General features: G+C 73.4%; 27 protein-coding genes and 2 pseudogenes. 12 read left to right on the top strand and 17 right to left on the bottom strand.

Annotated elements, in window-relative coordinates; translation table 11 throughout:
• Positions 1–774 carry an enoyl-CoA hydratase-related protein gene (locus KPL57_RS12615; protein ID WP_075311194.1) on the bottom strand — a complete coding sequence of 258 codons (774 nt, stop codon included), beginning with the start codon at positions 772–774 and terminating at the stop codon, positions 1–3.
• 14 nt (positions 775–788) lie between these two features.
• The gene (locus KPL57_RS12610; protein WP_020622619.1) at positions 789–1,763 is read right to left on the bottom strand and encodes an LLM class flavin-dependent oxidoreductase; all 975 of its coding nucleotides are present in this window, start codon (positions 1,761–1,763) and stop codon (positions 789–791) included.
• 122 nt (positions 1,764–1,885) lie between these two features.
• Here KPL57_RS12610 and KPL57_RS12605 point away from each other — a divergent pair, with 122 nt between their 5' ends.
• Positions 1,886–2,218 carry a Dabb family protein gene (locus KPL57_RS12605; RefSeq protein ID WP_226351736.1) on the top strand — a complete coding sequence of 111 codons (333 nt, stop codon included), beginning with the start codon at positions 1,886–1,888 and terminating at the stop codon, positions 2,216–2,218.
• A 79-nt stretch (positions 2,219–2,297) separates the two neighbouring features.
• Here the strand turns inward: KPL57_RS12605 and KPL57_RS12600 are convergent, their stop codons facing one another.
• On the bottom strand, positions 2,298–2,585 hold the full coding sequence (locus tag KPL57_RS12600; protein WP_226351735.1) for a hypothetical protein: 288 nt from the start codon (positions 2,583–2,585) through the stop codon (positions 2,298–2,300).
• Positions 2,586–2,635: 50 nt separating this feature from the next.
• Positions 2,636–3,514 carry an SDR family NAD(P)-dependent oxidoreductase gene (locus tag KPL57_RS12595; protein ID WP_226351734.1) on the bottom strand — a complete coding sequence of 293 codons (879 nt, stop codon included), beginning with the start codon at positions 3,512–3,514 and terminating at the stop codon, positions 2,636–2,638.
• Positions 3,515–3,561: 47 nt separating this feature from the next.
• Between KPL57_RS12595 and KPL57_RS12590 the strand changes: the two genes are divergently transcribed.
• Positions 3,562–4,164 carry a TetR/AcrR family transcriptional regulator gene (locus KPL57_RS12590; protein ID WP_226351733.1) on the top strand — a complete coding sequence of 201 codons (603 nt, stop codon included), beginning with the start codon at positions 3,562–3,564 and terminating at the stop codon, positions 4,162–4,164.
• Between the two features lie 67 nt (positions 4,165–4,231).
• On the opposite strand, the gene KPL57_RS12585 is transcribed toward KPL57_RS12590, so the two are convergent.
• Positions 4,232–5,011, bottom strand: coding sequence for an SDR family oxidoreductase (locus tag KPL57_RS12585; protein WP_226351732.1), 780 nt, complete (start codon positions 5,009–5,011; stop codon positions 4,232–4,234).
• A 57-nt stretch (positions 5,012–5,068) separates the two neighbouring features.
• Between KPL57_RS12585 and KPL57_RS12580 the strand changes: the two genes are divergently transcribed.
• Together KPL57_RS12580 and KPL57_RS12575 are read left to right on the top strand one after the other, a co-directional pair.
• Positions 5,069–5,554 carry a MarR family winged helix-turn-helix transcriptional regulator gene (locus tag KPL57_RS12580; protein WP_226351731.1) on the top strand — a complete coding sequence of 162 codons (486 nt, stop codon included), beginning with the start codon at positions 5,069–5,071 and terminating at the stop codon, positions 5,552–5,554.
• 1,055 nt (positions 5,555–6,609) lie between these two features.
• Entirely contained in the window at positions 6,610–7,008 is a 399-nt protein-coding gene (locus tag KPL57_RS12575; RefSeq protein WP_226351730.1) for an MmpS family transport accessory protein, read from the top strand.
• 28 nt (positions 7,009–7,036) lie between these two features.
• Here KPL57_RS12575 and KPL57_RS12570 read toward each other — a convergent pair whose 3' ends face one another.
• The 3 genes from KPL57_RS12570 to KPL57_RS12560 form a co-directional block, all read right to left on the bottom strand.
• Entirely contained in the window at positions 7,037–7,528 is a 492-nt protein-coding gene (locus tag KPL57_RS12570; protein WP_020622612.1) for an inorganic diphosphatase, read from the bottom strand.
• A gap of 141 nt (positions 7,529–7,669) precedes the next feature.
• Positions 7,670–8,155 (bottom strand): hypothetical protein, encoded by a 486-nt coding sequence (locus KPL57_RS12565; RefSeq protein ID WP_226351729.1) that lies wholly within the window; start codon positions 8,153–8,155, stop codon positions 7,670–7,672.
• Positions 8,156–8,165: 10 nt separating this feature from the next.
• Positions 8,166–8,663 (bottom strand): phenolic acid decarboxylase, encoded by a 498-nt coding sequence (locus tag KPL57_RS12560; protein WP_226351728.1) that lies wholly within the window; start codon positions 8,661–8,663, stop codon positions 8,166–8,168.
• 57 nt (positions 8,664–8,720) lie between these two features.
• Between KPL57_RS12560 and KPL57_RS12555 the strand changes: the two genes are divergently transcribed.
• Both KPL57_RS12555 and KPL57_RS12550 read left to right on the top strand, forming a co-directional pair.
• Positions 8,721–9,155, top strand: coding sequence for a MarR family transcriptional regulator (locus KPL57_RS12555; RefSeq protein WP_170917091.1), 435 nt, complete (start codon positions 8,721–8,723; stop codon positions 9,153–9,155).
• Between the two features lie 211 nt (positions 9,156–9,366).
• Complete coding sequence (locus tag KPL57_RS12550) at positions 9,367–10,551, top strand: MFS transporter (RefSeq protein ID WP_226351727.1); 1,185 nt, start codon at positions 9,367–9,369, stop codon at positions 10,549–10,551.
• Positions 10,552–10,709: 158 nt separating this feature from the next.
• Here the strand turns inward: KPL57_RS12550 and KPL57_RS12545 are convergent, their stop codons facing one another.
• On the bottom strand, positions 10,710–11,939 hold the full coding sequence (locus tag KPL57_RS12545) for a cytochrome P450 (protein WP_226351726.1): 1,230 nt from the start codon (positions 11,937–11,939) through the stop codon (positions 10,710–10,712).
• Between the two features lie 162 nt (positions 11,940–12,101).
• On the opposite strand from KPL57_RS12545, the gene KPL57_RS12540 reads away from it, so the two are divergent.
• Entirely contained in the window at positions 12,102–13,112 is a 1,011-nt protein-coding gene (locus tag KPL57_RS12540; RefSeq protein ID WP_226351167.1) for an IS30 family transposase, read from the top strand.
• On the opposite strand, the gene KPL57_RS12535 is transcribed toward KPL57_RS12540, so the two are convergent.
• The 6 genes from KPL57_RS12535 to KPL57_RS12510 form a co-directional block, all read right to left on the bottom strand.
• Positions 12,998–13,762, bottom strand: coding sequence for a carbohydrate ABC transporter permease (locus KPL57_RS12535; protein WP_226351725.1), 765 nt, complete (start codon positions 13,760–13,762; stop codon positions 12,998–13,000). The two genes, KPL57_RS12540 and KPL57_RS12535, sit on opposite strands and share 115 nt — an antisense overlap.
• Before the next feature lie 153 nt (positions 13,763–13,915).
• The gene (locus tag KPL57_RS12530) at positions 13,916–14,857 is read right to left on the bottom strand and encodes a carbohydrate ABC transporter permease (protein ID WP_226351724.1); all 942 of its coding nucleotides are present in this window, start codon (positions 14,855–14,857) and stop codon (positions 13,916–13,918) included.
• On the bottom strand, positions 14,854–15,639 hold the full coding sequence (locus KPL57_RS12525) for a metallophosphoesterase (protein ID WP_226351723.1): 786 nt from the start codon (positions 15,637–15,639) through the stop codon (positions 14,854–14,856). Before KPL57_RS12525 ends, KPL57_RS12530 begins: the two co-directional genes overlap by 4 nt.
• Before the next feature lie 4 nt (positions 15,640–15,643).
• Complete coding sequence (locus KPL57_RS12520) at positions 15,644–17,014, bottom strand: ABC transporter substrate-binding protein (RefSeq protein WP_226351722.1); 1,371 nt, start codon at positions 17,012–17,014, stop codon at positions 15,644–15,646.
• 24 nt (positions 17,015–17,038) lie between these two features.
• On the bottom strand, positions 17,039–18,148 hold the full coding sequence (locus tag KPL57_RS12515) for an ABC transporter ATP-binding protein (protein ID WP_226351721.1): 1,110 nt from the start codon (positions 18,146–18,148) through the stop codon (positions 17,039–17,041).
• A 150-nt stretch (positions 18,149–18,298) separates the two neighbouring features.
• Positions 18,299–19,171 (bottom strand): PDR/VanB family oxidoreductase, encoded by an 873-nt coding sequence (locus KPL57_RS12510; RefSeq protein WP_226351720.1) that lies wholly within the window; start codon positions 19,169–19,171, stop codon positions 18,299–18,301.
• A gap of 224 nt (positions 19,172–19,395) precedes the next feature.
• Between KPL57_RS12510 and KPL57_RS12505 the strand changes: the two are divergent.
• From KPL57_RS12505 to KPL57_RS12485, 5 genes and pseudogenes are all read left to right on the top strand, one after another.
• Positions 19,396–20,172 (top strand): annotated as a pseudogene (locus tag KPL57_RS12505) (LysR family transcriptional regulator); the annotation flags it as partial.
• Between the two features lie 73 nt (positions 20,173–20,245).
• The gene (locus KPL57_RS69620) at positions 20,246–21,307 is read left to right on the top strand and encodes an MFS transporter (RefSeq protein WP_226351719.1); all 1,062 of its coding nucleotides are present in this window, start codon (positions 20,246–20,248) and stop codon (positions 21,305–21,307) included.
• A complete protein-coding gene (locus KPL57_RS12495; protein ID WP_226351718.1) occupies positions 21,304–21,903 on the top strand; it encodes a hypothetical protein in 600 nt (199 codons plus the stop codon). The genes KPL57_RS69620 and KPL57_RS12495 overlap by 4 nt, the downstream gene beginning before the upstream one ends.
• Complete coding sequence (locus KPL57_RS12490) at positions 21,900–23,792, top strand: S9 family peptidase (protein WP_226351717.1); 1,893 nt, start codon at positions 21,900–21,902, stop codon at positions 23,790–23,792. Before KPL57_RS12495 ends, KPL57_RS12490 begins: the two co-directional genes overlap by 4 nt.
• 105 nt (positions 23,793–23,897) lie before the next feature.
• Positions 23,898–24,807, top strand: a pseudogene (locus KPL57_RS12485) (IS5 family transposase); the annotation flags it as partial.
• A 1-nt stretch (position 24,808) separates the two neighbouring features.
• On the opposite strand, the gene KPL57_RS12480 reads toward KPL57_RS12485, so the two are convergent.
• Both KPL57_RS12480 and KPL57_RS12475 read right to left on the bottom strand, forming a co-directional pair.
• Positions 24,809–25,747 carry a zinc-binding dehydrogenase gene (locus KPL57_RS12480; protein WP_226351716.1) on the bottom strand — a complete coding sequence of 313 codons (939 nt, stop codon included), beginning with the start codon at positions 25,745–25,747 and terminating at the stop codon, positions 24,809–24,811.
• 131 nt (positions 25,748–25,878) lie between these two features.
• Positions 25,879–26,229 carry a zinc-binding dehydrogenase gene (locus KPL57_RS12475; RefSeq protein WP_226351715.1) on the bottom strand — a complete coding sequence of 117 codons (351 nt, stop codon included), beginning with the start codon at positions 26,227–26,229 and terminating at the stop codon, positions 25,879–25,881.
• Positions 26,230–26,326 lie beyond the last annotated feature (97 nt).

Below are 26,326 nucleotides of genomic sequence, written 5' to 3'. Positions count from 1 at the left end.
TCACCGTCCCGTGTAGACCGGTTCGCGGCGTTCGAGGAACGCGTTCACGGCCTCCTTGGAGTCCTCGTAGCCGGACAGCTCACGGGTCCGGTCCTGCTCGAACTCGTAGCCGGACCTGAGGTCGCGGTACTCGATGCCGTTGAGGCTGCGCTTGGCCAGCCGCAGCGTGACGGGGCTGTGCCGGGCGATGGACCGCGCCAGCTCCCGGGCCTTCGCGAGGAGCTGCTCCTCCGGGACGATCTCGACGATGCCGCCGTAGGGCAGCAGCGTCTCGGCGGGGTAGAGGTCGCCGGTGTAGTGCATCAGCCGGACCACGCCCTGCGGCACGAGCCGGGACAGGTGCTTCGCGCCGCCCAGCACCCCGACGGTGACCTCGGGGGTGGCGAACCGGGCACCCTCCGCCGCGACGACGAGGTCGCACGATGCCGCGATCGCCAGACCCGTCCCCACGGCGGCCCCGTGGACCGCCGCGATCACCGGGTAGGCGGAGTCGTAGATCGCCCAGAACGCCTCCCGGGCCTGCTCGAGCTGCTCCGGGGCGTTGTCGGGGTCCAGGGTCCGGAACGCGTCGAGGTCGTTGCCCGCGCAGAAGTGCTTCCCCCGCCCGGCGAGCACGACGACGCGTGCTTCGGGGAGGTGACGCTCGACGTCGCCGAAGAACGCGCGGATCTCACGGTAGAACTGCTGGTCGACCGCGTTCACGGGCGGGCGGTCGAGCCACACGGTGGCCACCGGGCCCTCGGTCTCCCACTTCAGGAACTGCAGATCGCTCACGGGGTGTCCTCTCCTCAACGGTGGTAGGCGGCGGCGAACGCCTCGAGCTCGCGCGGGACGTCGCTGCCCGCGGGCTGGAAGTGGAGCCAGTCGCAGCCGGCCTTCTCCAGCTCGGCGAACCGGTCCCGCCACTGGTCACGGGTCAGCGCGAGCCCGGCCGCGGTGATCACCTCGCCGGTCACGAAGGGCCGGTCGATCTCGTTGACCCCGACCACGTGCCGGTCGTGCAGGGCGATGTGACGGACGCCCTCGGGGATGTGGTCGTAGGCCGCGGCCCACGCGTGGCCGCTCTCGCCGAGCAGCTCGTCGATCACCCCGTGCTCGACGGCCCAGTGCAGGAACAGCCCCGCGCCGTGGCCCGCGGCGTCGATCACGCGCTCGGAGCCCGGGTCCTCGCCCTCGTCGAGCACGGTGCCGATGAGCATCATCATCTGCGGCCCGAAGTCCGGCTCGGGTGCGGTGATCCGGAACAGCTCCGCGCCGAGGGACCGGGCGACCCCCGTGCCCTTCGGGCCCTCGCCCGCGACCCCCCAGGGGACCGAGATCGGCAGGGCCGGGCCGAAGCGGGCGTCGGGCTGGATGAGCTGCATGGTCGCGCCCTCCCACTCCACCTGCTCGCCGCGCAGCAGGGCCCGCACGACCTCGGTGTAGTGCTCGACCCGCGCCCACGGCACCGGTGGTCTGCCCATGGCGAGGCGGCCGGTGAAGCCGCTCCCGATCCCGATGAGGACGCGGTCCGGCCCGGCCGTGTGCACCAGCGTGGTGATCGCCGAGGCGGTGACCATCGGGTGGCGCAGACTCGGGATCAGCACCCCCGGCCCCAGCACGATCCGGTCGGTCCGCTCAGCGGCCTGGTTCAGCACCATCCAGACGTCCGGGTACAGCGCGGGCGAGTCGTAGCACAGCGCCCTCTCGTAGCCGAGCTCCTCCGCGATGCGGATGTGCTCCGGAGTCTCCAGCGACGTGGCGAACGAGCATCCCAGCTTCATTGTCGGGTCTCCCGGTCGAAGGGGTCGGGAGTCGGAAGTTAGGGGCCATGGACATAGCTTGTCAATCGTCGATAACTGGATAGCATGGCCGGGTAGGTCCATCAGCAGTTGTGAACGTCTGAATGTCCATCACTGCTCACTGGTACGACATGGAGGTCGACATGCTGGTGCACTGCCTGACGCTCACGTTCACGGAGTCCGCGACCACGGCCGACGTCGAGGCGTTCCGGGACGCGATCGCGCGGCTGCCCGGCCAGGTCGGCGTCCCCCTGCGCACCCGGCAGGGTCCCGACCTCGGTGAGCGTCCGACGAACGCCGACTACGCGGTCGTCTCCGAGTTCGCGAGCGTCGAGGACTTCCGGACCTACCTCGCCCACCCGGCCCATCTCGCGGTGCCCCGGGACCACGTCCGGTCCGTGCACAGCGTCCAGTTCCACGTCGTCGAACCGGACTGAGCCTCGGTGGCCCGGGCTCCGGTGCTGACCCGTCGTGGCGCGCACCGGGCGCCGTCGGGCCCGTGGCGTGGCGGGCCGGTCAGTCGCGCGGGTCGCGTTCGGCCCGCTCGCGACGGAGTCGGTCGAGGTCGTCGGTGGCCAGCGCGTTCCAGAACCGCAGGGCCGCGTGCTCCATCTCCGGGCCCAGTTCGATGGTGATCATGCGCGGCTCGGCCCACTCCTCCCGGCCGTGCCCGAGCTGACCTCGGCGGGCCCGGACGAGCACGGGTACCGGATCGGCGCGGCGGTGCGCCAGCGCGCGGTCGAGCACGATCCGGCGGCCCGGGAGGTCCCGCTGATCGGGATGGCCCGGCCGTTCGTCGGGCATCGCGAGCTGCGCAGTGCGGGCCGGGACGGCATGAGGCCGGTCCCGGTGGGTCAGGTCGTGGCGGCCGGAGCCGGCCAGACGAAGCGGTCGTCCGCGGCGTAGTCCTCGCACCGGGCCTGCAGCGCTGCGGTGACCTGGTCGGGGGCGTCCGCCCCGACCAGGAGGCGGAACGGGCCGTCGGGTGCGTGGACGTGCCGGCGCAGGGCCTCGACCGCCTCCGCCACGGGCGCACCGAGCGGGCCTTCGGTCCGCCACGGCACCTCGGCCGTGCCGAACAGCTCGCGCCGCAGGTCGTCGTAGTCCGCCGACGGGCTCGCGAAGTGCATCCCCGAGCCCGCCCAGTCCGTGTCGAACCCGCCGAGCTGGGCCACGGTGACGCGGACGCCGGAGCGCGACACCTCACCGGCGAGCGCCTGGGAGAAGCCCTCCAGGCCCCACTTGCCCGCGTTGTAGAGACCGAGGGTGGGCATGGCGCCGACCGCGCCGGTCGTCGAGATCTGGACGATGTGCCCGGCGCCCCGGGCGCGCAGGTGGGGGAGCACCGCCTGCGCGACCCACAGCGGGCCGAGCAGGTTCGTGTCCACGATGCCGCGCGCCTCGGTCTCGTCGACCTCCTCGATCGCGCCGACGAGGCCGTACCCGGCGTTGTTGACCACGACGTCGAGCCGGCCGAAACGCGCGATGCCGGAGGCGACCGCGGCTCGGACCGCGTCCCGCTCGCGGACGTCGGCGACCGCCACGTGCAGCGTCGACGGGAACTCGCGGTCCAGGTCGGCGAGTGCGTCGGCGCGGCGGACGGTGGCCACCACCCGTTCCCCGGCGTCGAGCGCGGCCCGGGTCAGCGCCCGGCCGAGGCCGCGGCCGGCGCCGGTCACGAACCAGACAGGTCGTTCGGTCACGGGGCTCTCCTCGGCGGGGCGGACGCTCATGCCCACAACGATACGGAACGTTCCGTATCGATTGCTATCGTGGCCGGGTGGACGACGACAGCCGTGACCGCCCGTCGGCACCGGTCGGTCGCTCCGAACGGGCACGGACGGCCGCGCTCTCCGCGGCGCTGGCCCTGGCGGCGGAGCTGCCGTATCCGCAGGTGACGATGGAGGCGATCGCCGCGCGTGCCGGTGTCGGCAAGGCGACCCTCTACCGGCGGTGGCCGCACCGGGGTGCCCTGCTGGTCGACGCCGTGGCCCACCGCAACGCAGCGGCCGCCGGCAGCGGGATACCGGACACCGGCGACCTGGTCGCCGACCTGACCGCGGTGCTGCGGTCGGTCGTCGACGAGCTCGCGGACCCCGGATGGGACGCGCTCCTGCGGGCGCTGTGCGTCGAGGCGCTCGTCGACACCGGCATCGGGGCGCAGGTGCTGGAACAGGTCTTCGCCCCGCAGATCGCCCTGTTCGCCGACCGGTTCGCGACGGCGAGGGCCGCTGGTCAGATCGACGGCTCAGTGGGCGACGTCGAAGCGTTCGAGCTGGTCATCGCGCCGGTCTTCCACCGGTGGCAGCTGCGGACCGGGGTGCTCGACCACGCCTACGGCGATGCCGTCGTGCGGCGCGCGTGCCGGGCGCTCGCGCCCTGAGCGCCCGGAGGCGCCCCGCCGCGCGGGCGACCGGTCGACTCCGGTGTCTCGGTGACCGTCGAGCCGGTCAGTGCCGCGACGCCGGTGCGAACCCGGGAACGCCCGCCCGCGCGGCCGACCCGAGGAACGCCCGGCGCTCCGCATCGATCCGTGCGGTGATGCCGGGCTCGGCGGTCGGGCCGAACCCGACCTCCGGCCGGGACCCGTCCAACAGGGGGAACACGGCGTCGCAGAACTCGTCCGGGTCGGCGCCGTGGGCCGCGCCCGGTCCGGCGAGGCCCGTCGCCACGGCGGGCGGGATCAGCTCGACGACCTGGCAGCGGGTTCCGTCCAGCGCCTCCCGGAGGGTCACGGTGTAGCTGTGCACCGCCGCCTTCGCCGCACTGTAGACGGGGGCGAACGTCTGCGGGACGAAGGCGCCACCCGAGCTGACGTTGACCACGAGAGCAGGCCCGCCCCGGTCCAGCATCATCGGGACGAGCAGCCGGGTCAGGTGCAGCGGAGCGGACAGGAGCACGTCGATCTCGTTCTGGACCTCCGACCACGGGGCGGCGTCCGCGGCGATCCCCACCCGCCGTTGGACGCCCGCGTTGTTGACCAGGACGTCGAGCGCGGGCAGCACCCGGCGGACGTGCTCGGCCAGCCGTTCACGCTCCGTGGGATCGGCCAGGTCGCCGGCGAAGGTCTCGACACCCGGTTCGCCGGCGGCGACCGCGGCGAGCCGCCCGGGGTCCCGCCCGGTGACCAGGACCCGGTGTCCCGCTCGCCGGTAACGCCTCGCGAGCCCGAGGCCGATGCCCGCGCTGCCTCCGGTGATCAGGACCGAGCGCGTCTCAGGTGTTGTCATGTAAACAATGGTGGACCTGCTGACTTTACATGATAACCGGCCGGTAGGATGATCTGCATGACACCGCCCCTGGACGAGGCCGAGACCGCCCGGTGGGTCGCGTGGAAGCGCGCCAACGATGCCGTGAACGCTGCGGTCGCCACCGCGATCGCCGACGCGTCGGGGCTGTCGGTCGCGGACTTCTCGGTGCTGTCGCGGGTCGTCGAGAATGGGGGCGGACGGATGGCCCAGCAGGATCTCGGGGACATGCTCGGATGGCAGCGGGCGCGGCTGTCGCGCCACCTGGGACGGATGGCCGAACGGGGGCTGGTCGACCGTGACACCGACGCCGACCGGCGGCGTCGGGTCGTCGTCACCGAACCGGGACTGCGGTCGCTGCGGGCGGCCCGGCCCGCGCACGCCGACGCCGTCCGCCGGGTGTTGCTCGCCCCCACCTCCAGCCCGAGGGGCGACGAGTTCTGGGCCACGCTCGTCCGGCTCGCCGACCGGGAGGACCCCCGCGGTGGTGGGGCCGAACGGGGTGATGGCGACCGCGGTCCGTAACCGGTGCGCCTCCGATTCGTTGAATCGACACGGCTACCGCAGGGGGGCGTCGTGTCAGGACCGAGATGGGACCCGGACTCGGGTCGCTGGGTGCTCGGGGACGAGTCGTCCCCGGTGGCCCGCCGCGGACGACGCCGGTCGGTCGAGGTGATGCACCGGTCGGACGGCGATCCCGAGCTTCCGGCCCGGGATCTCTCGCCCGAGGACCTCGTCGCCGGCATCGTCTTCCCGACCGCACGGGAGCCCGGGCGCCGAGTGGCCGCGACGCGGGACCGTCCCCGGCCGATGACGGAGCGTGACGATCTCGCCCGGCGAACAGCGGGTCGGATCGACCACGGCTCCCGGCGCGGGCGTCGCCGTGCACCGGAGAGCGCCGGACCGGGCGCGCCCTCGTCCGACCGGACTCCCGGGGGATCACCGGCCGAGGAGCCCTACCCCGAGGACCAGTACGCCGAGGACCCGTACGCCGAAGGAGCGCGTCCGAGCGCGACGGTGCGGCCCCGGCCGCACCCGGTGCGTCGGGCGCCGGCGGTCGTGTCCCCGCCCGGGCACGACCACAGCGGTCGTCCCCGCCACGGCGGCCGCCGGCGGGCCGAGGACCGCGACGGGAGTCGGTACGGCCCTCGGCGGGTTCGCGACCGCCGGCCCCGGGGACGACCCGGACCCGTGGGGCGGCCCGGAGACCGGACCGGGACCCGACCTCCGTGCAGCCCGCCCCCGGCCCGTCGACCGGGCCCCGGAGACGGCGTGGGACGCGCGCGGACTGCCGCTCGTCGAGGCCCGGCCGGCCGACCCGCACGACCTCGGGTACGACCCGCGCGACCTCGACCTCGCCACCGACCGCGACACGGAGACCGACGCCGACACCGATGACATCGGGGTGGGGCCCGACGACCGCCCGGAGGACCCGCCGCGGCGCGGACGCCGACGGGCGGTGCGGGCGGAGCCCCGTCGACGCCGATGGCCGTGGGTCGTCGGCGTCGCCGCGGCGGCTGCCGCGGCCGTGCCGATCGGGTTCGCCGTGTTCGGCGGCACCGGGACCAGACCCCGGCCGCGTGCGGGAGGGTTCGGTCGCGTTCGGGACGTCGACCGGCGGCGGCCAGCCCGGCGTCGTCCCGGCCGTCGACACCCCGGCGGCGGACACCGCACCCAACGGCGCGCCGGCTCCCGACGCCGCCGGTGGCGCGCCGGGTCAGGTCACCTTCGAGGTGAACGGCTCCGGCACGTCACGGATGATCACCTTCGGCGGTGGGTCGTCGGTCGGCCAGGGCTCCGAGGTCCCGCTGCCCTGGCGGCGGGCCGTCACGGCCTCGGACGAGCCCGCCGAGTACTCGGTGATCGCCTCCGGCGGGGACGGCGAGATCTCGTGCCGGATCCTCGTCGACGGTGCCGTCATCTCCGAGGAGACGGCCGGGAGCGGCTACTCCGCGGTGTCCTGCGTCGCCCGGCGTTGACCGGCGACCCCGGCGGGTGGTGCCGCGGTCAGTGTCCGGCCTCCCGGAACCGCTTCCGTGACTCCTCCAGTTCGGCCTCGGCTGCCGCCCGGTTCGCCCAGTCGGCGCCCTCCACGCTCTTGCCCGGCTCCAGGTCCTTGTAGATCTCGAAGAAGTGCTGGATCTCCCGGCGGTGGAACTCGGGCAGGTGGTGGATGTCGCGCAGGTTCTCCAGCCGCGGGTCGTGGGCCGGGACGCAGAGGAGCTTGTCGTCGCCACCCGCCTCGTCGGTCATCCGGAACATGCCGATGGTGCGCACGAGCACGAGGACGCCGGGGAACAACGGCTCGCCGGTGGTGACGAGGAGCGCGTCGAGGGGGTCGCCGTCCTCCCCGAGCGTCTCCTCGACGAAGCCGTAGTCGCCCGGGTACTGGGTGGCGGTGAACAGGGTGCGGTCGAGCCGGATGCGCCCGGACTCGTGGTCCACCTCGTACTTGTTGCGGCTGCCCTTCGGCACCTCGACCAGCATGTCGAACTCCACGGGCTCCTCCGATGCGTTGGCGTCAGGACAAGGGCATACACGCTCGCCCGTCGGGGCGCACCCTGCGGAGGGGCCGGGACCGCGTGGCGCGCTCGGCGGTGCCCGTCGGCGCCGGGTGGTGCCCGCTCGGCCCGGCCGCGCTCAGGGTCCTCGGCCGTCGGTGACCCCGTCGGCCCAGCCGGCCCAGCCGGAGAAGTCCAGGGTCCCGGCTCGGTCGAGCCGATCGGCGAACGCGAACAGCGCCGGTGCCGCGGTCGGGTGGACGTCGAGGGCCTCACGCAGCTGCGCGCCGACGCAGGGCAGGTCGGTGAACACCGTCAGCCCCCACACCGTGCAGGCCTGGCCACCGGGTGCGCGGACGAGCGGTCCGAGCGCCCGGACCGCGGCGAGCAGCTCGGCGAGCAGCTCGGCGAGCAGCTCGTGGTGCGCCGGGTCGGTCGCGGCGGTGGCCACCGCACCGCCCGCGGCCCAGGCCAGGCCCTCGACCTCGTCGTCGGCGCGGTCGTCGACCCATGCCGCCCTCAGCGGCCCGGCGAACCGGGCGACGGCGTCGGCGACGGTGGCCCGGCCGGCCAGCAGGTCCTCGACGAGGGCGCGGTAGGTGGCCTCGGCCTCGGCGAACTGCACGGAGCGCAGGCTAGTTCCTCCGGTCGGCGAAGCCGGCGGGCAGCTCTTCCGGGCCGACGGCGATGACCGACTCGTCGTCGACGCCGACGTGCTCGAACAGCGTGATCTCGGCGAACTCCGGGATCGTCTCGATGGGGTAGGTCGGCCCGGCGTCGCGCAGCTCGCGCATGCGGTCGAGGTGCGCGTTCTGGAAGCAGACGGTCTCCTTGCCGTCGTCGGCGACCCAGCGCGGGAAGAAGATGGTGCCGTGCAGACGCCGGCGGACCGGCATCACGCAGACGACGACCGAGGTGCCGGTCGGCTCGTTCCAGGACACCTTGTAGGCGCCCTCGTCGAGCCGGACCAGGTCCACCTCCTGGTCCTTCACCCAGCGCCCGCCGACGTGGCCGCTGTGGATCCGGTAGTCGATGGTGTGGTCGTTCTTCACGTACATCTCGTACTGCCAGCCGTTGTCGTAGGTGTAGATGAACCGGTGGCCGACGACGGCGGTCAGATCGTTTTCGTCCATGCCCATAGTTTTGCAACAAAACTGTTTTGTGGCAATGCGATGTGCGACACTGTGCCGGTGACGACGACCGCCGCGCTGCTCGTCCGTGAGCTCGGTCCGCTGCGGCGGACCCTGCTGCGCCGCGCCAGGACCGCCGCCGACCTGCCGGATCTCTCCGAAGCGCAGATCGAGCTGCTCCGCACGCTGGCCGCGGCCGGGCCGCTCGCCCCGAGCGAGCTGGCCGCGAGGCTGCGCCTGGCCCGCTCCACCGTCAGCAACCTGTTGCGCACGCTCACCGCCGACGAGTTCGTGCAGCGACGCGACGGTGCCGACCGGCGCACCGTGCTCGTCGCCGTCGCGCCGCGGGCGACCGAGGCACTGGGCCGCTACGACGCGGCGGCCGAGACCCTGCTCGGTGTGGCGCTGGACCGGCTCGCCCCGGCCGACCGTGCGGCGCTCGCCGTCGCCGCCCCGGTGCTGGCCCGGCTCACCGCGGCCCTCGACGCGGGCTGACGCGGCACTGCCGTGAGGCCCGGCCACCCGGTGGCCACCCGGGGCGCCGTCCCCGGTGGGACGCGTGGTCGTCCGCAGAATGCATCGAACAATTGTCCTGCCGAATCGACGTCCGATTCGGCGTGACAATTCATCGCCCGTTCACGCGGTGTCGACGGAATGCGCGAGGAGGAATGGACGACGCTGGTTCCATGAGAATCGCGGTTTCAGGATGAGCGACGCTCCGCCGGTCCTGCAGGCCTCCGGCAGAATGCCCTGGCCGACGTTGTCGATACTCGCTCTCGGCGGGTTCGCCATCGGGACCGAGGGGTTCGTCGTGGCCGGGATCCTCGGCGGGATCGCCCGGGATCTCGACGTGCCCGTCGCCGTCGCAGGTCAGACCGTGACGGTGTTCGCCGTCGCCTACGCGGTCGGTGCCCCGCTGCTCACCGGGCTGACGTCCGGTGTCCGGCTGCGGCGCGTGCTCGTCACGTCGATGGCGTTGTTCGCGGTGTTCAACCTGCTCGCCGCCGCGGCGACCTCCATCTGGATGCTCGACCTCTGGCGTGCGCTGTGCGCCGGGGCCGCCGGGCTGTACCTGCCCGCCGCGGCCGGCGCGGCCTCGCGGCTGGTGCCCGACCGGTACCGCGGACGAGCACTGGCCGTGGTCCTCGGCGGCCAGTCCGCGGGCACGGTCCTCGGGGCGCCGCTGGGCATCGTCGTGGAGCAGCAGCTCTCGTGGCGTGGCACGTTCGTGCTGGTCGCGGGACTGGCTCTCGTCGCGGTGGTCGGGCTCGCCCTGCGGGGCCCGGCGGTCGGGACCGCCGATCCCCTCCCGCTGCGGGAGCGCCTCGCCCCGCTGCGGTCCCCGGAGCTGCTGCTGTCGCTGGTGGTGACCACCGTCGGGATGACGGGTGGGTACGCCCCCTACACCTATCTGGGGCCGCTGTTCGGGCCCGATCCCGACATCGGCGAGCGGTGGCTGAGCCTGCTCGTCGCCGCGTTCGGCCTCGGCGGGGTGCTGGGGGCGTGGTGCGGCGGTAGCCTCGCCGACCGCTGGGGCGCGCAGCGGGCGATCTCGGTCTCGCTCGGGCTCATGACGCTCAACTTCGTGCTGTCCCCGCTCACCGCGACGACGCTGCCGAGCGCCCTGGCGTTCCTGGTCGCCTGGGGGATCACCGGATGGGCCTTCCTCCCGGCGCAGCAGCACAAGCTCGTCGGGCTCATGGCCGGCCAGGCACCGCTGGTGATCTCGCTGAACGCCTCGGCCGTCTACGTCGGGATCGCCTCGGGCGCCGCCCTGGGCGGAGTCGTGGTGGCCACCGTCGGAGCGGGCTCGCTGTGGATGGTCGCCGCCGGGTGCGGGGCGTTCGCGCTCCTGGTGCACACCCTGTCGGGCCGGCCCGACCGCCGCTGAGCCGTCGCGCTCACCGTGTCGCGCCCACCGTGCCGTGGCCACGACGCAGGGGCCACGACGCAGGGGCCACGACGCAGGGGCCGGCGGCGGGTTCCGTTCCGAGGTGGTGTCGGATCGGAGCCCCGCCGCCGGCCGGTGTCGTCGGGGGAGTGCGTCGCTCAGGCGGGCAGGATGCCCCGGTGCCGCACCGGCATGGTGTCGCGCCCGCGCAGGTTCACGTTCTCCCGGAAGGCCGTGGCGCCCGGCACGAGGACCGGGTCCTGTACCCGGCGGACGAACTCACGGACCGCGACGGCCGCCTCGACGCGCCCGAGCGCGGCCCCGAGGCAGTAGTGGATGCCCGCGGACAGCGCCACGTGGTCCGACGGGGCCCTGTCGACCACGAACCGGTCGGGCTCGGGGAAGTGCTCCGGGTCCCGGTTGGCCGCGGCGAACAGGACCAGCACCGCCGTGCCCGGCGTGACGTCCAGGCCGCCGAGAGTGGTCGGCTGCATCACCGACCGCAGGGCGAACTGGACCGGGGACTCGTGCCGCAGTCCCTCCTCGACGGCCGAGGGCACCAGGTCCGGCCGGTCGCGCAACCGGCGGTAGGCGGCGGGGTCGGAGATCAGGGAGCCCAGGGTGCTCGAGACCAGGTTGACCGTGGTGTCGAAGCCGGCGCCCATGAGCAGTGCGCAGGTCGCCAGCAGCTCGACCTCGGACAGGGTGTCGCCCTGCTCCTCGACGGCGACGAGGTGGGACAGCAGGCTGCCGTCGGGCCGGCTGCGGTGGCGCTGGATGAGCTCGCGCAGGTAGGCGATGAGGGTCCCGCGGGCCGCCTCCGCCTCGCCGATCTCGGGGTTGGGCATGATGTGGTGGAAGTCCAGGACCCGCCCGAACAGGTGGGCGACGTTCTCGAAGTCCCGGTACTCCTCCAGCGGAATGCCCAGCAGCTCGCAGATGATCTGCATCGGCAGCGGCACCGCGAAGTCCCGGACGACGTCGAACTCCTCGGCGTCGCCGATCCGGTCGAACAGGGCGCCGACCAGCTCGACGATCCGCGGCTCCAGCGCGGCGACCACCCGCGGGGTGAAGGCCTTGGACACCAGGCGCCGGACCCGGGTGTGCACCGGCGGGTCGAGGAACAGCAGCGACTCCTGGCGCGGCGGGATGTCGGCACCGATCCGGGTGTTGCGCGGGTCGTTGCTGGTCGACGGATCCCGCAGCATCTGACGGCAGTGGTCGTAGCGGGCGACGACGACGAGGTCGCCGCCGTGCAGCACCAGTGGCGAGGCCTCGCGGATGCGGGCCAGCACCGGGTAGGGGTCGGCACGGCAGGCCGGATCGAAGTACTCGGCCAGCAGCGCGTGGTCGTCGGTGCCGGACAGGGCGGGAGACACGAGCCTCATTGCTCCTCCGATTCTCGGAAATGGTCGCGATCGTTGGGACGGGCTATTTCAGGCCGGATCGCACGAATCCGTCGACGATTCGACGTTGCAGTACGAGATAGAGGACGAGGACCGGCAGACAGGCCAGCCCCGGGCGCGCTCAGGCGGTCGTAGCACTTGATCTTGTTGTTCGGCGAGGAACAGGATCATGACGTGCGGAAACTGTTGACTTTGGCTGATCGGGAGGAGATCTCCCGGGGGTTGGCCGCTGGCCGGCGGTTGTGCGACATCGCTGCGGTGGTGGGGCGGGATCGGTCGGTGATCTCTCGTGAGGTCGCCCGTCACGGCGGCCGGGCCGGCTACCGGGCGGGGCCGGCTGAGGAAGCGGCGCGGGTCGGGCGGTCCCGGCCGAAGATGTTCGCGGTGGACCGGTCACCGCGGCTGCGGGAAGTAGTGACCGGGTTGTTGCAGATCGGCTGGTCCCCGGCCTCGATCGCGGGCCGTCTGCCCCGGCTCTATCCGACCGACGAGACTTACCGGGTGTCTCACGAGGCGATCTACCAGTGGGTCTATGCCACCCCGGTGTCCACCCTGGCTCGCGAGTTGATCGCGTTACGGACCCGCCGGACCGCCCGTCGTGGCGGCGGTAGGCCTCCATCTGCTCCCCGGATCGTCGAACCGACCTACATCGATGAACGACCTACTGAGGCTGAGGGGCGGGCGGTGCCCGGGCACTGGGAGGGCGACCTGGTCATCGGTAAAGCAGGTAAGACCGCGGTAGCGACGCTGGTGGAGCGCACTTCGCGGTTCCTGGTCCTGGTCCCGCTGCACGGGCGTGACTCCCACACTGTGACCCGGGCGGTGGTCGCTGCGACCGCTGGGCTCCCCGAGGTGATGCGCCGCTCGCTGACCTGGGACTGCGGGGCCGAGATGGCCGCCCACCACGTGGTGTCCAAGGGCTCGATGCCGGTCTACTTCGCTCGCCCGCGCTCTCCCTGGCAGCGCGGCAGCAACGAGAACCTCAACCGCATCGTGCGCGAGTACCTCCCCAAAGGCGTGGAGATCCCCTCCGACCCCACCTACCTGTCCATGATCGCCGCCGACATCAACGACCGACCACGTAAAATCTTCGACTGGAAGAAACCCTCCGAGGTATTCAGCGAACTCATCGAGGCAAGTGCTTCCACCGCCTGAGCGCGCCCCGCCGTCGCCATCAACGGACCCCAGTCGTTCCCCTCGGTGCCCATGAAGCTGCGCAACCCGAGCTGCAGCACGGCATTCGTCCGCTGCAGCACCAGAGCGGGCCAGAAGTACTCGTTCCAGGCGTTGACGAACAGCAGCACCCCGAGCGCGGCGAGCGCCGGCCCCAGGTTGGGGACGACGACCGTCCACAGGATCGACCACGCGCCGCGACCGTCCATCCGGGCGGCCTCGAGCAGCTCGCGCGGCACCGAGCGCACGTGCGCCCGCAGCATGATCACCGCGAGTGCGGAACAGAGGTTCGGGACGATGACCCCGGCGATGGTGTTCAGGGTGCCGAGCTGGTTGAGCAGCACGTAGTTGGGCACCATCGTCGCCTGGAAGGGCACCAGCCAGGTCGCGACGAACGCCAGGTAGAGCGCGTTGCGGAAGCGGAAGTCCCAGGCCGCGAAGGCGTACCCGGCCAGCAGCCCGGTGACCAGCTGACCGAGCGCGATCATGACCGCCATGACGGTGGTGTTGACCAGCAGCCGCGGCAGGTCCGCCGCCTCCCACGCGTAGGCGTAGTTGTCCGACGACAGCGGCCACGGGAACGGCGAGGCCGAGTAGACGTCCTCGGGCCGGCGCAGCGAGGTCGCGTACAAGCCAGTACACGGGCAGGATGCAGGCCAGCCCGAGCAGCCCGAGCACGCCGTGCCCCACGGCCGTCCGGAGCAGGGACCCGCGCACCGTGGGTGCACCGTCGGACGGCGCGTGCACCGGCGCGGGCGTCTCCAACAGGGTCATCTCACAGCTCCCTAGGAGTCATGGAAGGTCAGCCGCTCGGTGAGCCGCACCAGGCCGAGGGCGATGAGCCCGAACCCGACGAAGAAGATCATTCCGGCGGCGGCGCCCAGCCCCGCGTCGAACGATCCGAACGCGTAGTCCCACAGCAGGTAGTAGACGTTGGTCGTCGAGTCCGACGGCCCGCCCTGGGTCAGGGTGTTGACCAGCGGGAAGCTCCACTGGGCGGCCAGCAGCAGCGTCATGAGCAGCAGGAACGACAGCGTCGGCGACAGCAGGGGGAGCGTGATCCAGCGGGTGGTCTGCCAGCGGGTGGCCCCGTCCAGCGCCGCCGCCGCGGAGTACTCGGAGTCGATCCCGGCGAGCCCGGCGGCGACGACGAGCGTCGCGAACCCCAGAACGTGCCAGCCGGTCACGACGATGATGACCAGCGGGGCCAGCGACGGTTCCTGCAACCAGTTCAGGTCGGTGCCGAGCAGCCGGTTCACCAGCCCCGCCCGCGGGTCGAGCATCCACTGCCACACCGCCGCCCCGGCGACCGGGGCGACGAGCATCGGAGCGAACACCAGCGCCTGGTAGACGGTCGCGGCCCGGCCGCGTACCCGAGCCGCGAGCAGGCCGACCACGACCGGGACGACCAGCGTGAACGGCAGCAGACCGAGGATCAGTACGGCCGTGCGCCCCACCGAGGCCGGGAAGTCGGGCAGCGCGAACAGCCGCACGTAGTTGTCGAGGCCCACCGGCCGGGCCGCGACGGTGGGCAGCAGGTTCCACGAGTGGAACGACAGCTGCGCGGTCACCGCGAGCGGCCGGTAGACCCACACCACGAGCAGGACAAGACCTGGCAGCAGGAACAGGTACGGCGGTGCGGCCCGGGCCGCCCGCCGCCACCACGGCGGCCTCGTGGCGGCGACCACGGTGCGCGGCGGGGCCGGGACGTCGACGAACGCGGTCATCCGGGGATCCGGGCGCGCATCCAGGCGATCCGCTCGGCCGCATCGACGTCGTAGACGGGGTCGCCGTCGAGCGGGACCGCACTGGCCACCGTGGCGCCGTCGATCAGGTCGATCCGGCTGATCCCGGCGCCGGCGACGCCCCGCAGCCGTCCTGCCGGGGGGAACACGTCGACCTGGTAGACCAGCGCGGGCGCGATCCAGACCGGGATCCCCGCGAGGGCCCCGGCACCGGCGTGGTGGGCGTGCCCGGACACGATCATCCTGACGTCGCTGCCGGCGACCACCTCGGCGAGCCGGTCGGCGTCCCGCAGCCGGAGCAGGTCCACCGACGGGACGGCCGAGGGCAGCGGCGGATGGTGCAGGACCAGCACGGTGCCCGCGGGGGCCGGTGTGTCCAGCTCGGCCGCGAGGGCGGCGAGCCGGGCCGGGCCGAGCAGCCCGTGATGGTGCCCCGGCACGGTGCTGTCCAGGGCGATGACCCGCAGCCCGCCGACCCGGGTGGTCGACTCCGGGGCGCCGAGGGCGGCACGGAACGCGCCGCCCTCGTCGTGGTTCCCCATCACCGTGACGACCGGGACCCCCAGCCGCGCGGCGACCGGGTCCAGCGTCTCTCGGAGCAGCCGGTAGGCGGCGGGGTCGCCGTCGGCGGTGAGGTCGCCGGGCAGCAACAGGGCGTCCGGGCGCGTCCCCGCCTCGATGCGCGCCAGGGCGTGGCGCAGCGCCGAGGCGGAGACGGGGTCGGCCGACAGGTGGGTGTCGGAGACCACGGCGAGCGTCGTCACCTCGTCACCGGCCGCCGGTCGGGATGAGGGCCTGGCCACGGGTCTGGGCCTCGGTGAGGGTGGCCTGCGGGTCGGCGCCCTGCAGCACGACCTTCTCGACGGCACCCATCATCCCGTCGCGGATCTGGAGGTAGTCCGGGCCGGGGAAGGAGACCCACGGCTCCATCCGGTCGAGCTGGGCGATGTTGATCCGGGCGGTCGGGTTCGCCGCGGCCCAGTCCTTGAGCACACCGTCGGTCAGGCCAGTGCGCAGCGGCAGGTACCCGATCTTCCTGGCGATCTCGGCGAAGGAGTCGTCGCTGGTCAGGAACGTGATCAGTTCCCAGGCGGCCCGCTGTTCGGCGGGGGCGTCGGACAGCACGAAGAGCGCGGCACCGGAGTTGGTCGGGACCGCGGGGATCGCACCGAACGACGGGGTGGCCGCTCCGCGCAGCTCCCAGCCCGCACCCTTCGCGCCCTTGGTGAAGGTGCCCTGCAGCGCGCTCGACTTCAGGATCATGCCGAGCTCGCCGCGGCCGAAGGCCTCCACGGCCTGCTGCTGGCTGAACTTGGGGCTGGCGCCGGACCGGACCATGTCGGCGAGCGTGCTGACCGCCTGCACGGCCTGCGGTTCGGCGTACTCCAGCGTCGAGCGGTCCTCGGAGAGGACCCGGCCGCCGTGGGAGCGCACGATGCTCTGCAGGCACCAGTCCTTGGCCTGGGTGGTCACGCAGTCCGCGTAGGCGCCCTCCCTGCCCGTGGCGGCCTTGATCTTCGCGGCCGCCGTCGCGACCTCGTCCCAGGTGGCCGGAGGCTTCGCCGGGTCGAGGCCGGCGGCGGTGAACAGCGAGGCGTTGTAGAACAGCACCGGCGTGGACAGGACGAACGGGATGCCGTACGTCGTGCCGTTGAGGGTGGCGAGCTTCGCCGCCGACGGGGCGAACGGGTGCGGCCCGCCCAGGGCGGCGTCGACGGCGTCGGCGCCCACCAGGTCGTCGAGCGGCTTGACCCCGATCTGGTCGACGGCGTAGCCGAGGTCGGAGAACCCGAGCTGGACGACGTCGGGGGCGTTCCCGGTCGCGGCCTGGGTCTGGATGCTGGTCACGGTGTCGGCGGCGGGGTTGGGACTGGTCCCCTGGGGCTTCTGCGCGACGACGGTGATGTTCGGGTGCTCGGCGTGGAAGCGGTCGAGCAGGGCGGTGAAGGTGTCGGTCCAGGGACCGGCCTGTCCGAAGTTGTAGGACTCGAAGGTGATGGTCACCTTCTGGTCGGGGCCGAGCTCGGGGACGGGCCCGGCGTTCCCGGTCGCGGGGCCGGCGGAGCCGCCCACCCCGCAGCCGCCCAGCAGCAGTACGGAGGCCGTCGCGAGGGCGACGACGAGTCGGATGGGACGCACGGGGTTCCTCCAGGGAAGCGGTGGTCAGACCGCGGCCGCTGCCGCGGCGCGGGTGGGCTGGGGCGCACGCACCAGGCGACGGCCGCTGGTGGCGCTGAACAGGTGGATCCGATCGGCGTCGCAGGTCAGGGCCACCGGGTCGCCGACGGCGAGACCGAGCGGGCGTGGCCCGCGCATCGGGATCCGGCCGCCGCCGACCTGCACGTGGGCGACCTCCTCGCCGCCGAGGTTCTCGACGAGGCGGACCGTCCCGCGCCACCGCGGGCCGCCGGACGCGTCCCCGATCCGCAGGTGCTCGGGGCGGGCGCCGACGCGCAGGTCGCGCCCGGACGGGTCGTCCCCCGGGCCGAGGGGGACGTCGACGTCCTCGCCGCTCGCCCACAGCAGACCGCCCTCGCGGCGGAGCGTGGCCGGGAGCAGCCCGATCGCGGGGGAGCCGAGGAACCCCGCGACGAAGACCGACGCCGGGGCGTCGTACACCTCCTCGGGTGTGCCGACCTGTTCGAGCCGGCCGCGGTCGAGGACCGCGATCCGCGTCGCCATCGTCATCGCCTCGACCTGGTCGTGGGTCACGTACACGAACGTCGAGCCGAGACGGCGGTGCAGGTCGCCCAGCTCCGCGCGGGTCGCGGTGCGCAGGGTGGCGTCCAGGTTGGACAGCGGCTCGTCCAGCAGGAAGGCGCCGGGGTCGCGGACCAGTGCCCGGCCCAGTGCGACCCGCTGACGCTGCCCGCCGGACAGGTCGCGCGGCCGCCGGTCGAGCAGCTCCTCCAGCCCCAGGACGGCGGCGACCTCCGCCACCCGGGCGTCGGCGTCGCGGCGACGGCGGGTCCGGAGCGGGAAGCCGATGTTCCGCGCGACGGTCAGGTGCGGATAGAGCGCGTAGCTCTGGAAGACCATCGCGATGTCGCGCTCGCGCGGCGGGACGGCGGTGATGTCCCGGCCGTCGAGCAGGATGCGCCCGCCGGTCGGAGCGGTCAGGCCGGCGACCATGCGCAGCAGCGTCGACTTGCCGCAGCCGGACGGGCCGAGCAGTACCAGGAACTCGCCGTCGGCCACGTCGAGCGAGATGCCGTCGACCGCCGCCACGTCGCCGAAACGACGGGTCAGGCCCTCGATCTGGATGCGGCTCACGGGGTCGTCCTCCTCGGATGGCGGGATGCGCAGATGTCAGCAGGGCCGGGTGGCCCCGGAGTGAACGCGGGACGGCGCAGGGGCCGGGTCGATGCGTCCCGTACCCCGTCCGACCAGGCTCGATCGGACATCGACCGGCGGCGATCGGTTCTAGAGGTCCAGCACGAGACGGGTGCCGCGGGCGCGCGAGACGCAGATCATCATCACCGCGCCGGCGGCGCGGTCGGTCTCGTCGAGGACGGAGTCACGGTGCTCCGGCTCGCCGTCGAGCACCGCGGTCTCGCAGGTGCCGCAGGTGCCCTCCCGGCAGGACTGGAGCACGGGGGCGCCGGCGCGTTCGGCGGCGGTGAGCAGGCTGGTCCCGGCCGGCACCGCGACCGTCACCCCGCTGCGCCGCAGGACGGCCTCGAACGGGCGCTCGGGCAGGTCGACGACGGCCGCCGTGAACCGTTCGACGTGTGCGCCGGGGCAGACCTCGAGCAGGGCGTCGAGCATCGGGGCGGGGCCGCAGCCGTACACCGTGGCGCCGGGCGCCGCGGCCACGGCTCCGGCGAGGTCGAGCAGCCCGCCCGTGACGACGGTGACGCGCGGGTCGTCCGCCAGCCGTGACAGGTAGGCCATGGAGCCGCGGTCGCGGCCCCCGTAGAGCAGCCGCCACGGCGCGTCGACGGCGTCGATCATGGACAGGATCGGGGTGATCCCGATCCCGCCCGCGACGAACAGGTACTCCGGCGCCGGAACGAGCGGGAAGTGGTTGCGGGGGCCGCCGACCTCGATCCGGTCGCCGACCCGCAGCCGGTCGTGCACGAACGCCGAACCGCCGCGCCCGTCGGGTTCGCGCAGTACGGCGATGCGGTAGTGGTCGGCGTCGCCGCCGCACAGCGAGTACTGGCGGACGAGGCCGGGCGCGAGATGCAGGTCCACGTGTGCGCCGGGCTCCCAGGCGGGCAGCGCCGCACCGCCCAGCTCCAGCTCCAGCACGGCGTCGGCGACCGCGCGGCGGCCGGTGATCTCCAGGTCCACGGGTCGGGACGGTAGGTCGCGGTCCACCGCGGTGGACCGGCGAACGCGAACGGCGATCGTGTGATCGGTTCCGCAGAGTGCGGCTCCATCGGTCGTGAGCAGCGGCAACCCCGGGGGTGACGGATCTGGTCACGCAGCGTTCGTCTGCGCGGCGTCTGGGTGTCGACGAATGAGGCCCGGGGCCGCCTACCGTCCCACCGCAGCCGAGGGGAGGAGCCCAGCTCGTGGAATTCCGGTACCTGAGGTCCTTCCTGGCGATCGCCGAGGAGCTCCACTTCGGGCGAGCCGCGCAACGCCTGCACCTCGCCCAGCCGTCGCTGTCGCAGCAGCTCCAGCGGCTGGAGCGCGACGTCGGCGTCGAGCTGGTCCGGCGCAGCTCGCACGAGGTCCGGCTGACCCCCGCGGGCGAGGCCTTCCGCGAGGAGGCCCGCAAGCTGCTCGACCAGGTCGACCGCGCCGTCGCCGCGGCCCACGCCGTCGCGCACGGGCGGGCCGGGACGCTCAACATCGGGTTCAACTTCCCGGCGGGGCAGGACGTGCTGCCCGCCGCGCTCGCGCGGCTCAACGCCGAGCACCCGCGCGTGCAGACCCAGCTGTGGGAGCGGCGCACCGGTCCGCAGCTGGAGGGTCTGCTGGCGGGCGAGCTCGACGTCGCGTTCGTCTACGGTCGCCCGGTCAGTCCCCAGCTGTCCTCGACCGAGCTGATGACGGTGCCGATCGTGGCGGTGGTCGGGGAACGTCACCCGTGGGCGGGTCGGGGGACCGTTCCGATGCGGATGCTGGAGCGTCAGCCCTGCCTGCTGTTCCGCCGTGAGCAGAGCCCCGCCATGTACGACGCGATCATGGGCGCGGCCGAGCGGGCCGGGATCAAGCTCACCGTCACCGCCGAGGTCGACGACCCGGTCGCGACCGGGGTCCTGGTGTCCGCCCGGCAGGTGATCGGTTTCGCGTCCGGGTCGCGGGCCGCGCGCGCCCCGTCCCAGGGCATGGTCGCCATTCCGCTCACCGAGCCCACCCCGACGCTGACCCTGCACGTGGTGTGGCGCACCGACGACGGTCACCGTCGTCGCCGGGGTGCTCGGGGCCGCGGTGGTCGCGGCGCTGCCGGTCGTCGACGCGTTGTGGGGGCTGGGCATGACCGCCTTCCTGGTGCTCGGTGTGCTGGGCGCGGTCGTGCGGGTGCCCGCGATGACCGCGCAGGAGGTCCTGCTCCCGGCACTGGTCCGGCTCGACCCGCGCCCGGGCCGTCTCGACCGGCTCGTCGCGCTGCGGGAGAACCTGGCCAACGTCCTGCTGCTGGCCGGTCCGGCCGTCGGCGGCCTGCTGGTCGCGTTCGCCGGCCCGGCGTCGGCGGTGCTCGTGGTGACCGCGGCGACGAGCCTGCTCGCGGCGCTGACCGCGGCACTGCTCGACCCGCGGGCCGGTCGGGTCGAGGGGGTGCTGCGCACCGCTCCGGGGGGTGCGGTGCGCAGGGCCGTGCGGGATCTCGCGGAGTCGTGGGTGTTCCTGGCCGGGCAACGGCTGGTGCTCGGGGCGACGCTGGTGTCGGCGGTGCTGGTCGCGGTCATCGCGGCCCTGCAGACGACGCTGATGCCGGCCTACTTCACGGCTCTGGAGCTGCCCGCGCTCGCCGGGCTGACGCTCAGCGCACTCGCCGCGGGCGGCCTGGCCGGCTCAGTGCTGTACGCGGCGCTGGTGAACCGGGTGCGGCGCCGGACCTGGTTCGTGTTCGGGATGCTCGGCTTCGGAGCCGGGTTCGCGCTGGTCGGGAGCCTCGCCTCGCCGTGGCTCGTGCTCGGTGCCGCCGCGCTCGTCGGGTTCACCAACGCCCCGGTCGGCGCGGTGCTCGGGGTGCTCACGATCGAGGCCACCCCGGACGCCCTGCGTGGCCGGGTCCTGGGCGCGCAGAACACCCTGCTGCTCGCCGCACCGGCACTGACCGCGGCGCCGGTCGCGGCGCTGGCCTCGACCTCCGGCCTCGGCGCGGCCGGGATCGCACTCGCCGCGGTCGCGGTCGGCACCGCGCTCGTCGCGCTGGTGACGCCCGCGTTCCGTGACCTCGGTGAGCCCGGAGAACCCGGCGAGCCGGGTGCGGCCGACGCCCTCGCCCCGCCGGTGACGGCAGGTGTCCGGTGAGCCGGCGGCTGCGGCCGCTGCGTCGCCACGAGATCCTGCACCGCTCGCTGTACGCGACCCACCTCCCCGAGACCGGCGGCCCCGGTGCGCAGTGGACCGTCGAGGTCGACATGTCCCGCGACTGGGATGCCCGCCTCTACCGCGACGGGGAGGAGGTCGCGCGGGCCGGGATGCCGGCGTCGCTGCCGGTGCCGGGCGGCCGGATCGAGGTCGACGCCGGCCTCTACGGCATCACCCGGATGCACCTGGTCACCGACGACGGCGGGGAGCGGCGGCTGCCCCCGGTGCCCGGGACGCTCGAGCACCGCCGCGCGCAGCTCGCCCGTCGCTCGCCCGCCGTGAGCCGCACGATCGCGGCGGTCGCCGTCGCCGTACTGCTGGTCAACCTCGTCCTGGCCGTCCCGGTGGCGCTGGAGCTGCTCACCGGCATCGACGCCGTCGCCGCCAGGTTCGGGACCTTCACCTCGCCGATCACCCTTCCCGGCTGGCTGAACACGGGCCTCTTGGTCGCCGGTGTCGTCGCCGCGGCCGAGCGCGCGCTGACCTGGCGCCGCCACCGCGTCGTCGACGCCGAGACGATCTGGACTGCGTTGTGACCGCCGACCCGACCCTGGAGACCACCATGGCCCTGCCCGACCGGATCCCCGCCCGTGACCTGCTGCGGATGCCCGACCGCACCGCCGCGACCCTCTCCCCGGACGGCACCCGCATCGCCTTCCTGGCCCCGTGGAAGGGGCGCCTGAACGTGTGGGTGTCCGACGTGGACGGTGGCGGCGAGCGCTGCGTCACCGCCGACGAGACCCGCACCGTGCTGCGCTACTTCTGGACCGACGACCCCCGTTACCTGCTCTACCTGCAGGACACCGGTGGTGACGAGAACTGGCACGTGTTCCGCGTCGACCTGACCGCGCCGGACGCGCCCGCGGTCGACCTCACGCCGTTCGAGGGCGCGACGGCGTTCGGTGTCGAGCAGCGCCCGGAACGCCCCGGGAGGCTGCTGTTGCAGAGCAACGCCCGCAACCCCGTCGAGTTCGACCTGTGCGAGCTCGACGTCGCGACCGGGGAGATGACGGTGCTCGCGCAGAGTCCGGGCGGCGGGGACGGCTGGACCCTCGTCGGCGACGAGCTGCTGCGCGAGACCCTCACCGCGGACGGCGTCGGACGGGTGTGGCGCGGCGACGACCTGGTCGCGACCTTCGACGGCGACGCCCACCCGCTCGGCGTGTACCCCTACGAACCGACCCCGGACGGCACCGGCATCTGGGTCGGCACGTACGGCGACGGCGACCGCCTGCACCTCGGCCGGCTCGACACCACCACCGGTGAGGTCACCGTGGTCGACCGGCACCCCGAGCACGACATCGACATCCGTGCCCAGATCTTCCCCAGCCTGCCGTCGGCGCTGATCCGCCACCGCGGCACCGGTGAGCTGCTCGGCGTCCGCTACCTCGGTGCGCGGCAGGAGATCCGGGCCGTCGACCCTGACTTCGCCGAGGTGCTCGCCGCGTTGCGCGACCTGTGCGACGGCGACCTGAGCGCGGTCTCCGGCGACGTCGAGGGCCGTCGGTGGGTGGCGACGTTCGTCCACGACCGCGACCCGCAGACCTGGTTCCACGACCGCGCCACGGGCGAGTCGCGGCTGCTGTTCCGCCAGCGCGCCGACCTCGACCCAGGGCAGCTCGCGCCGGTGGAGCCGGTCCCGATCACCGCCCGCGACGGCCGGGAGATGCTCGCCTACCTGACGCTGCCGGTCGGTGTGGCGCCCGAGCGGCTGCCACTGGTGCTGATGCCGCACGGCGGACCGTGGGCGCGGGACTGGTGGGGCTTCGACCCGAGTGTGCAGCTGTGGGCCAACCGCGGCTACGCGGTGCTGCAGCCGCAGTTCCGGGGGTCCTACGGGTTCGGCCGCGCCCACATGGAGGCCGCGGTCGGGGAGTTCGCCGGCGCCATGCACGACGACCTGATCGACGCCGTCGACTGGGCCGTCGCCCGCGGGTACGCCGACCCGGACCGGGTCGCGATGTTCGGCGGCTCCTACGGCGGCTACGCCACCCTGGTCGGGATCGCGTTCACCCCGGACCGCTTCGCCGCGGCGGTGGAGTACGTCGGCATCTCCGACCTGGCGAACTTCCTGCGCACCGTCCCGGAGTTCACCCGCCCCGGCCTGGTCAACAACTGGTTCCGCTACGTCGGCGACCCCGCCGACCCCGCCCAGGAGGCGGACATGCTGGCCCGCTCACCGATCACCCGGGTCGACGACATCCGCACCCCGCTGATGGTGGTGCAGGGCGCCAACGACGTCCGCGTGGTGCGCGCCGAGTCCGACAACCTCGGGGCGGCGCTGCGCGGACGCGGGGTGGACGTGGAGTACCTGGTGTTCGACGACGAGGGCCACGCCATCGTCAACCCGGAGAACCTGGTGACGATGTTCGAGACGGCCGACCGGTTCCTCGCCACCCACCTGGGGGCCGACCGGGAGCGGTGAGCCGGTCTCCCGGACGTCCGCATCGCCCGAGCCGGACCTGACCCGTCCGCTCGGGGTGGTCGACCCGCGGGCTCGGTGTGGTGGGCCCTCAGAGCGTGTTTGGAAATGGTGGGTGTGTCGGGATGGTCGACACGGCTGGGGTGCTCCATCGTGGTCGGCATGCAGGAACGACCGCGCCGGTACCCCTCGGACACCAGTGATGCCCAGTGGGTGGTGATCGAGCCGTTGTTACCGCCGCTCGCGCGGCGGGGGCGGCCTGTTGCTCATGCTCGTCGGGACGTGCTGGACGCGATCTTGTATGTCGTGCGGACCGGGTGTGCCTGGCGGGCGTTGCCGGTGGACTTCCCGCCCTGGCAGACCGTCTACTGGTACTTCAACCAGTGGGAACAGCAGAAGGTCACCGAGAAGATCCTCCCGGTCGTGCGGGGGCAGTTACGTATCGCCGAGGGCCGTGATCCGGAGCCGAGTGCGGGGATCATCGATTCCCAGTCGGTCAAGGGCGCCGACACCGTCGGCCAGGACTCCCGCGGCTACGACGCCGGGAAGAAGACAGGCGGACGGAAACGGTTCATCGTGACCGACACCCTCGGTCTGCTGCTGACCACGATGGTGTGCTCGGCCTCGGTACAGGACCGCGACGGCGCCAAGCCGATCCTGCTCAACCTCTACCTGCGCACCAGGGTGCGGTTCGTCTACGCCGACGCCGGCTTCGCCGGGCGACTGCTCGACTGGGCCGCCACGATCCTGCAGACAACGATCGAGATCATCCGCAAGCCACCCGAGCAGCGCGGATTCACCGTCCTCCCACGAAGGTGGGTGGTCGAACGGACCCTGGCCTGGCTCACCGCACACCGACGCCTGGCCCGAGACTACGAACGCCACCCCACCACATCCGAAGCCATGATCCGCTGGGCCGCGATCAACACCATCACCCGCCGCATCGCCCGTGGATACCCCGCCACCCGCCAGCAGAAACACACGACACCCTCAACCCACTAGAATTTCCAAACACGCTCTCAGGGACGGAGCAGGGCTTTGCCTGCGATCTCGCGGTTCTCCAGGGCGGTGTGGGCGTCGGCGGCCTTGTCGAGGGCGAACTCCCTGCCCACCACCGGGTGCAGGTGCCCGGCGGCGGCCTCGGCGAGGACGCGTTCCTGGCGGGCGCGGCGGCCGTCGGCGAAGTCGGCGAGCTGTGCCACGCCGCGGACCTCCACGCCGGGGGCGGAGCGGGTGACGGGCGTCCCGCCCGCGTTGCCGTAGCCGGAGTACCGGCCGCCCTCGGCGACCAGCCCGAACGCCTCGGCGCCCAGGGTTCCGCCGACACCGTCGACCACCACGTCGATCTGGCCGACCCGGCGCCGGAGCGCGTCCGCCCAGCCGGGCTCGCCGTAGTCGACCGCCAGGTCTGCCCCGAGGGAGCGGACCAGGCCGAGCTTGGGTCCGCGCGCGGCCCCGATCACCCGCGCCCCCGCCCGGTGCGCGAGCTGCACGAGAACCGAACCGGCGCCGCCCGCGGCGGGCAGGACCAGCACGGTTTCGCCCGGGCGCACCCCCACCGCCTCGACGAGTGCGAGTGCCGTGCCGCCGTCGTGCAGGAGGGCCATCGCGTCGGCGAGGTCGAGCCCGTCGGGCACCGGGACCAGCGACGGGACCGGCGCCGCGACTTCCGCGGCGTAGGTGTCGGGCCCGTCGACGAGCACCCGTCGCCCGACCCACGAGGGCGCTACCCCGGGCCCGACCGCCAGGACCCGGCCCGCGGCGCCGCGGCCGGGGACGTAGGGCGGGGTGGTGCCGAATGCCGGCGCGGCGCCTCGCCGGATCAGGGTGTCCAGGAACAACACCCCGGCCACCTCGATGCCCACCAGCACCTCGCCCGGCCCCGGCTCCGGCGTCGGCAGCTCCACGGGGCGCAGCACCGACGGTCCACCGAATTCGTCCACCCTGATCGCACGCATGCGAGCAGGGTCCGACCTCAACTCGACGTCACGTCAAGGTCCTCCCCGTGCGGTGCCACCGTGACGGTCGTCCCGACCGGGGTGTCGGGATGGATCACGGCGTGGTCGCCGTTCCCGAGCACCTCCACTCCCTAGGGGACGAGGACGACCTTGCCGGTGACGTGGCCGTCCTCGACGAGCGCCAGCGCGGCCCCGGCCTCGTCCAGCGGGCGGACCTCGCGCACCATCGTGTCGAGCTCGTTCTCGGCGACGAGCCGGGCCAGCGCGTCGAGCACGGCGGTGCTGCGGTCGCGGGTGACGTCGCGCCCGCCCAGCTGCGCGACCAGCGGCTTGTCCGCGATCGAGTACAGCGTCGCGGGTGGGACGAGCCCGGCCACCGCACGCAGCGCGTCGCCGCCGACGAGGTCCAGGGCCCCGTCGATCCCGCCCGGTGCTGCCGCGCGGATCCGGTCGGCGACGCCGTCGCCGTAGGCCACCGGCACAGCGCCGAACCCGGCGAGCAGGGCGTGCTTGCCCCGCTCGCCGTGCCGACGACGGTCAGCCCGCGGCGGCGGGCCAGCTGCACCAGCGGCAGACCGA

The organism is Pseudonocardia sp. ICBG601 (genome assembly GCF_020496245.1).
Note: the sequence above shows the minus strand (reverse complement) of the source record. Positions and strands in the feature narration are given on the sequence as shown.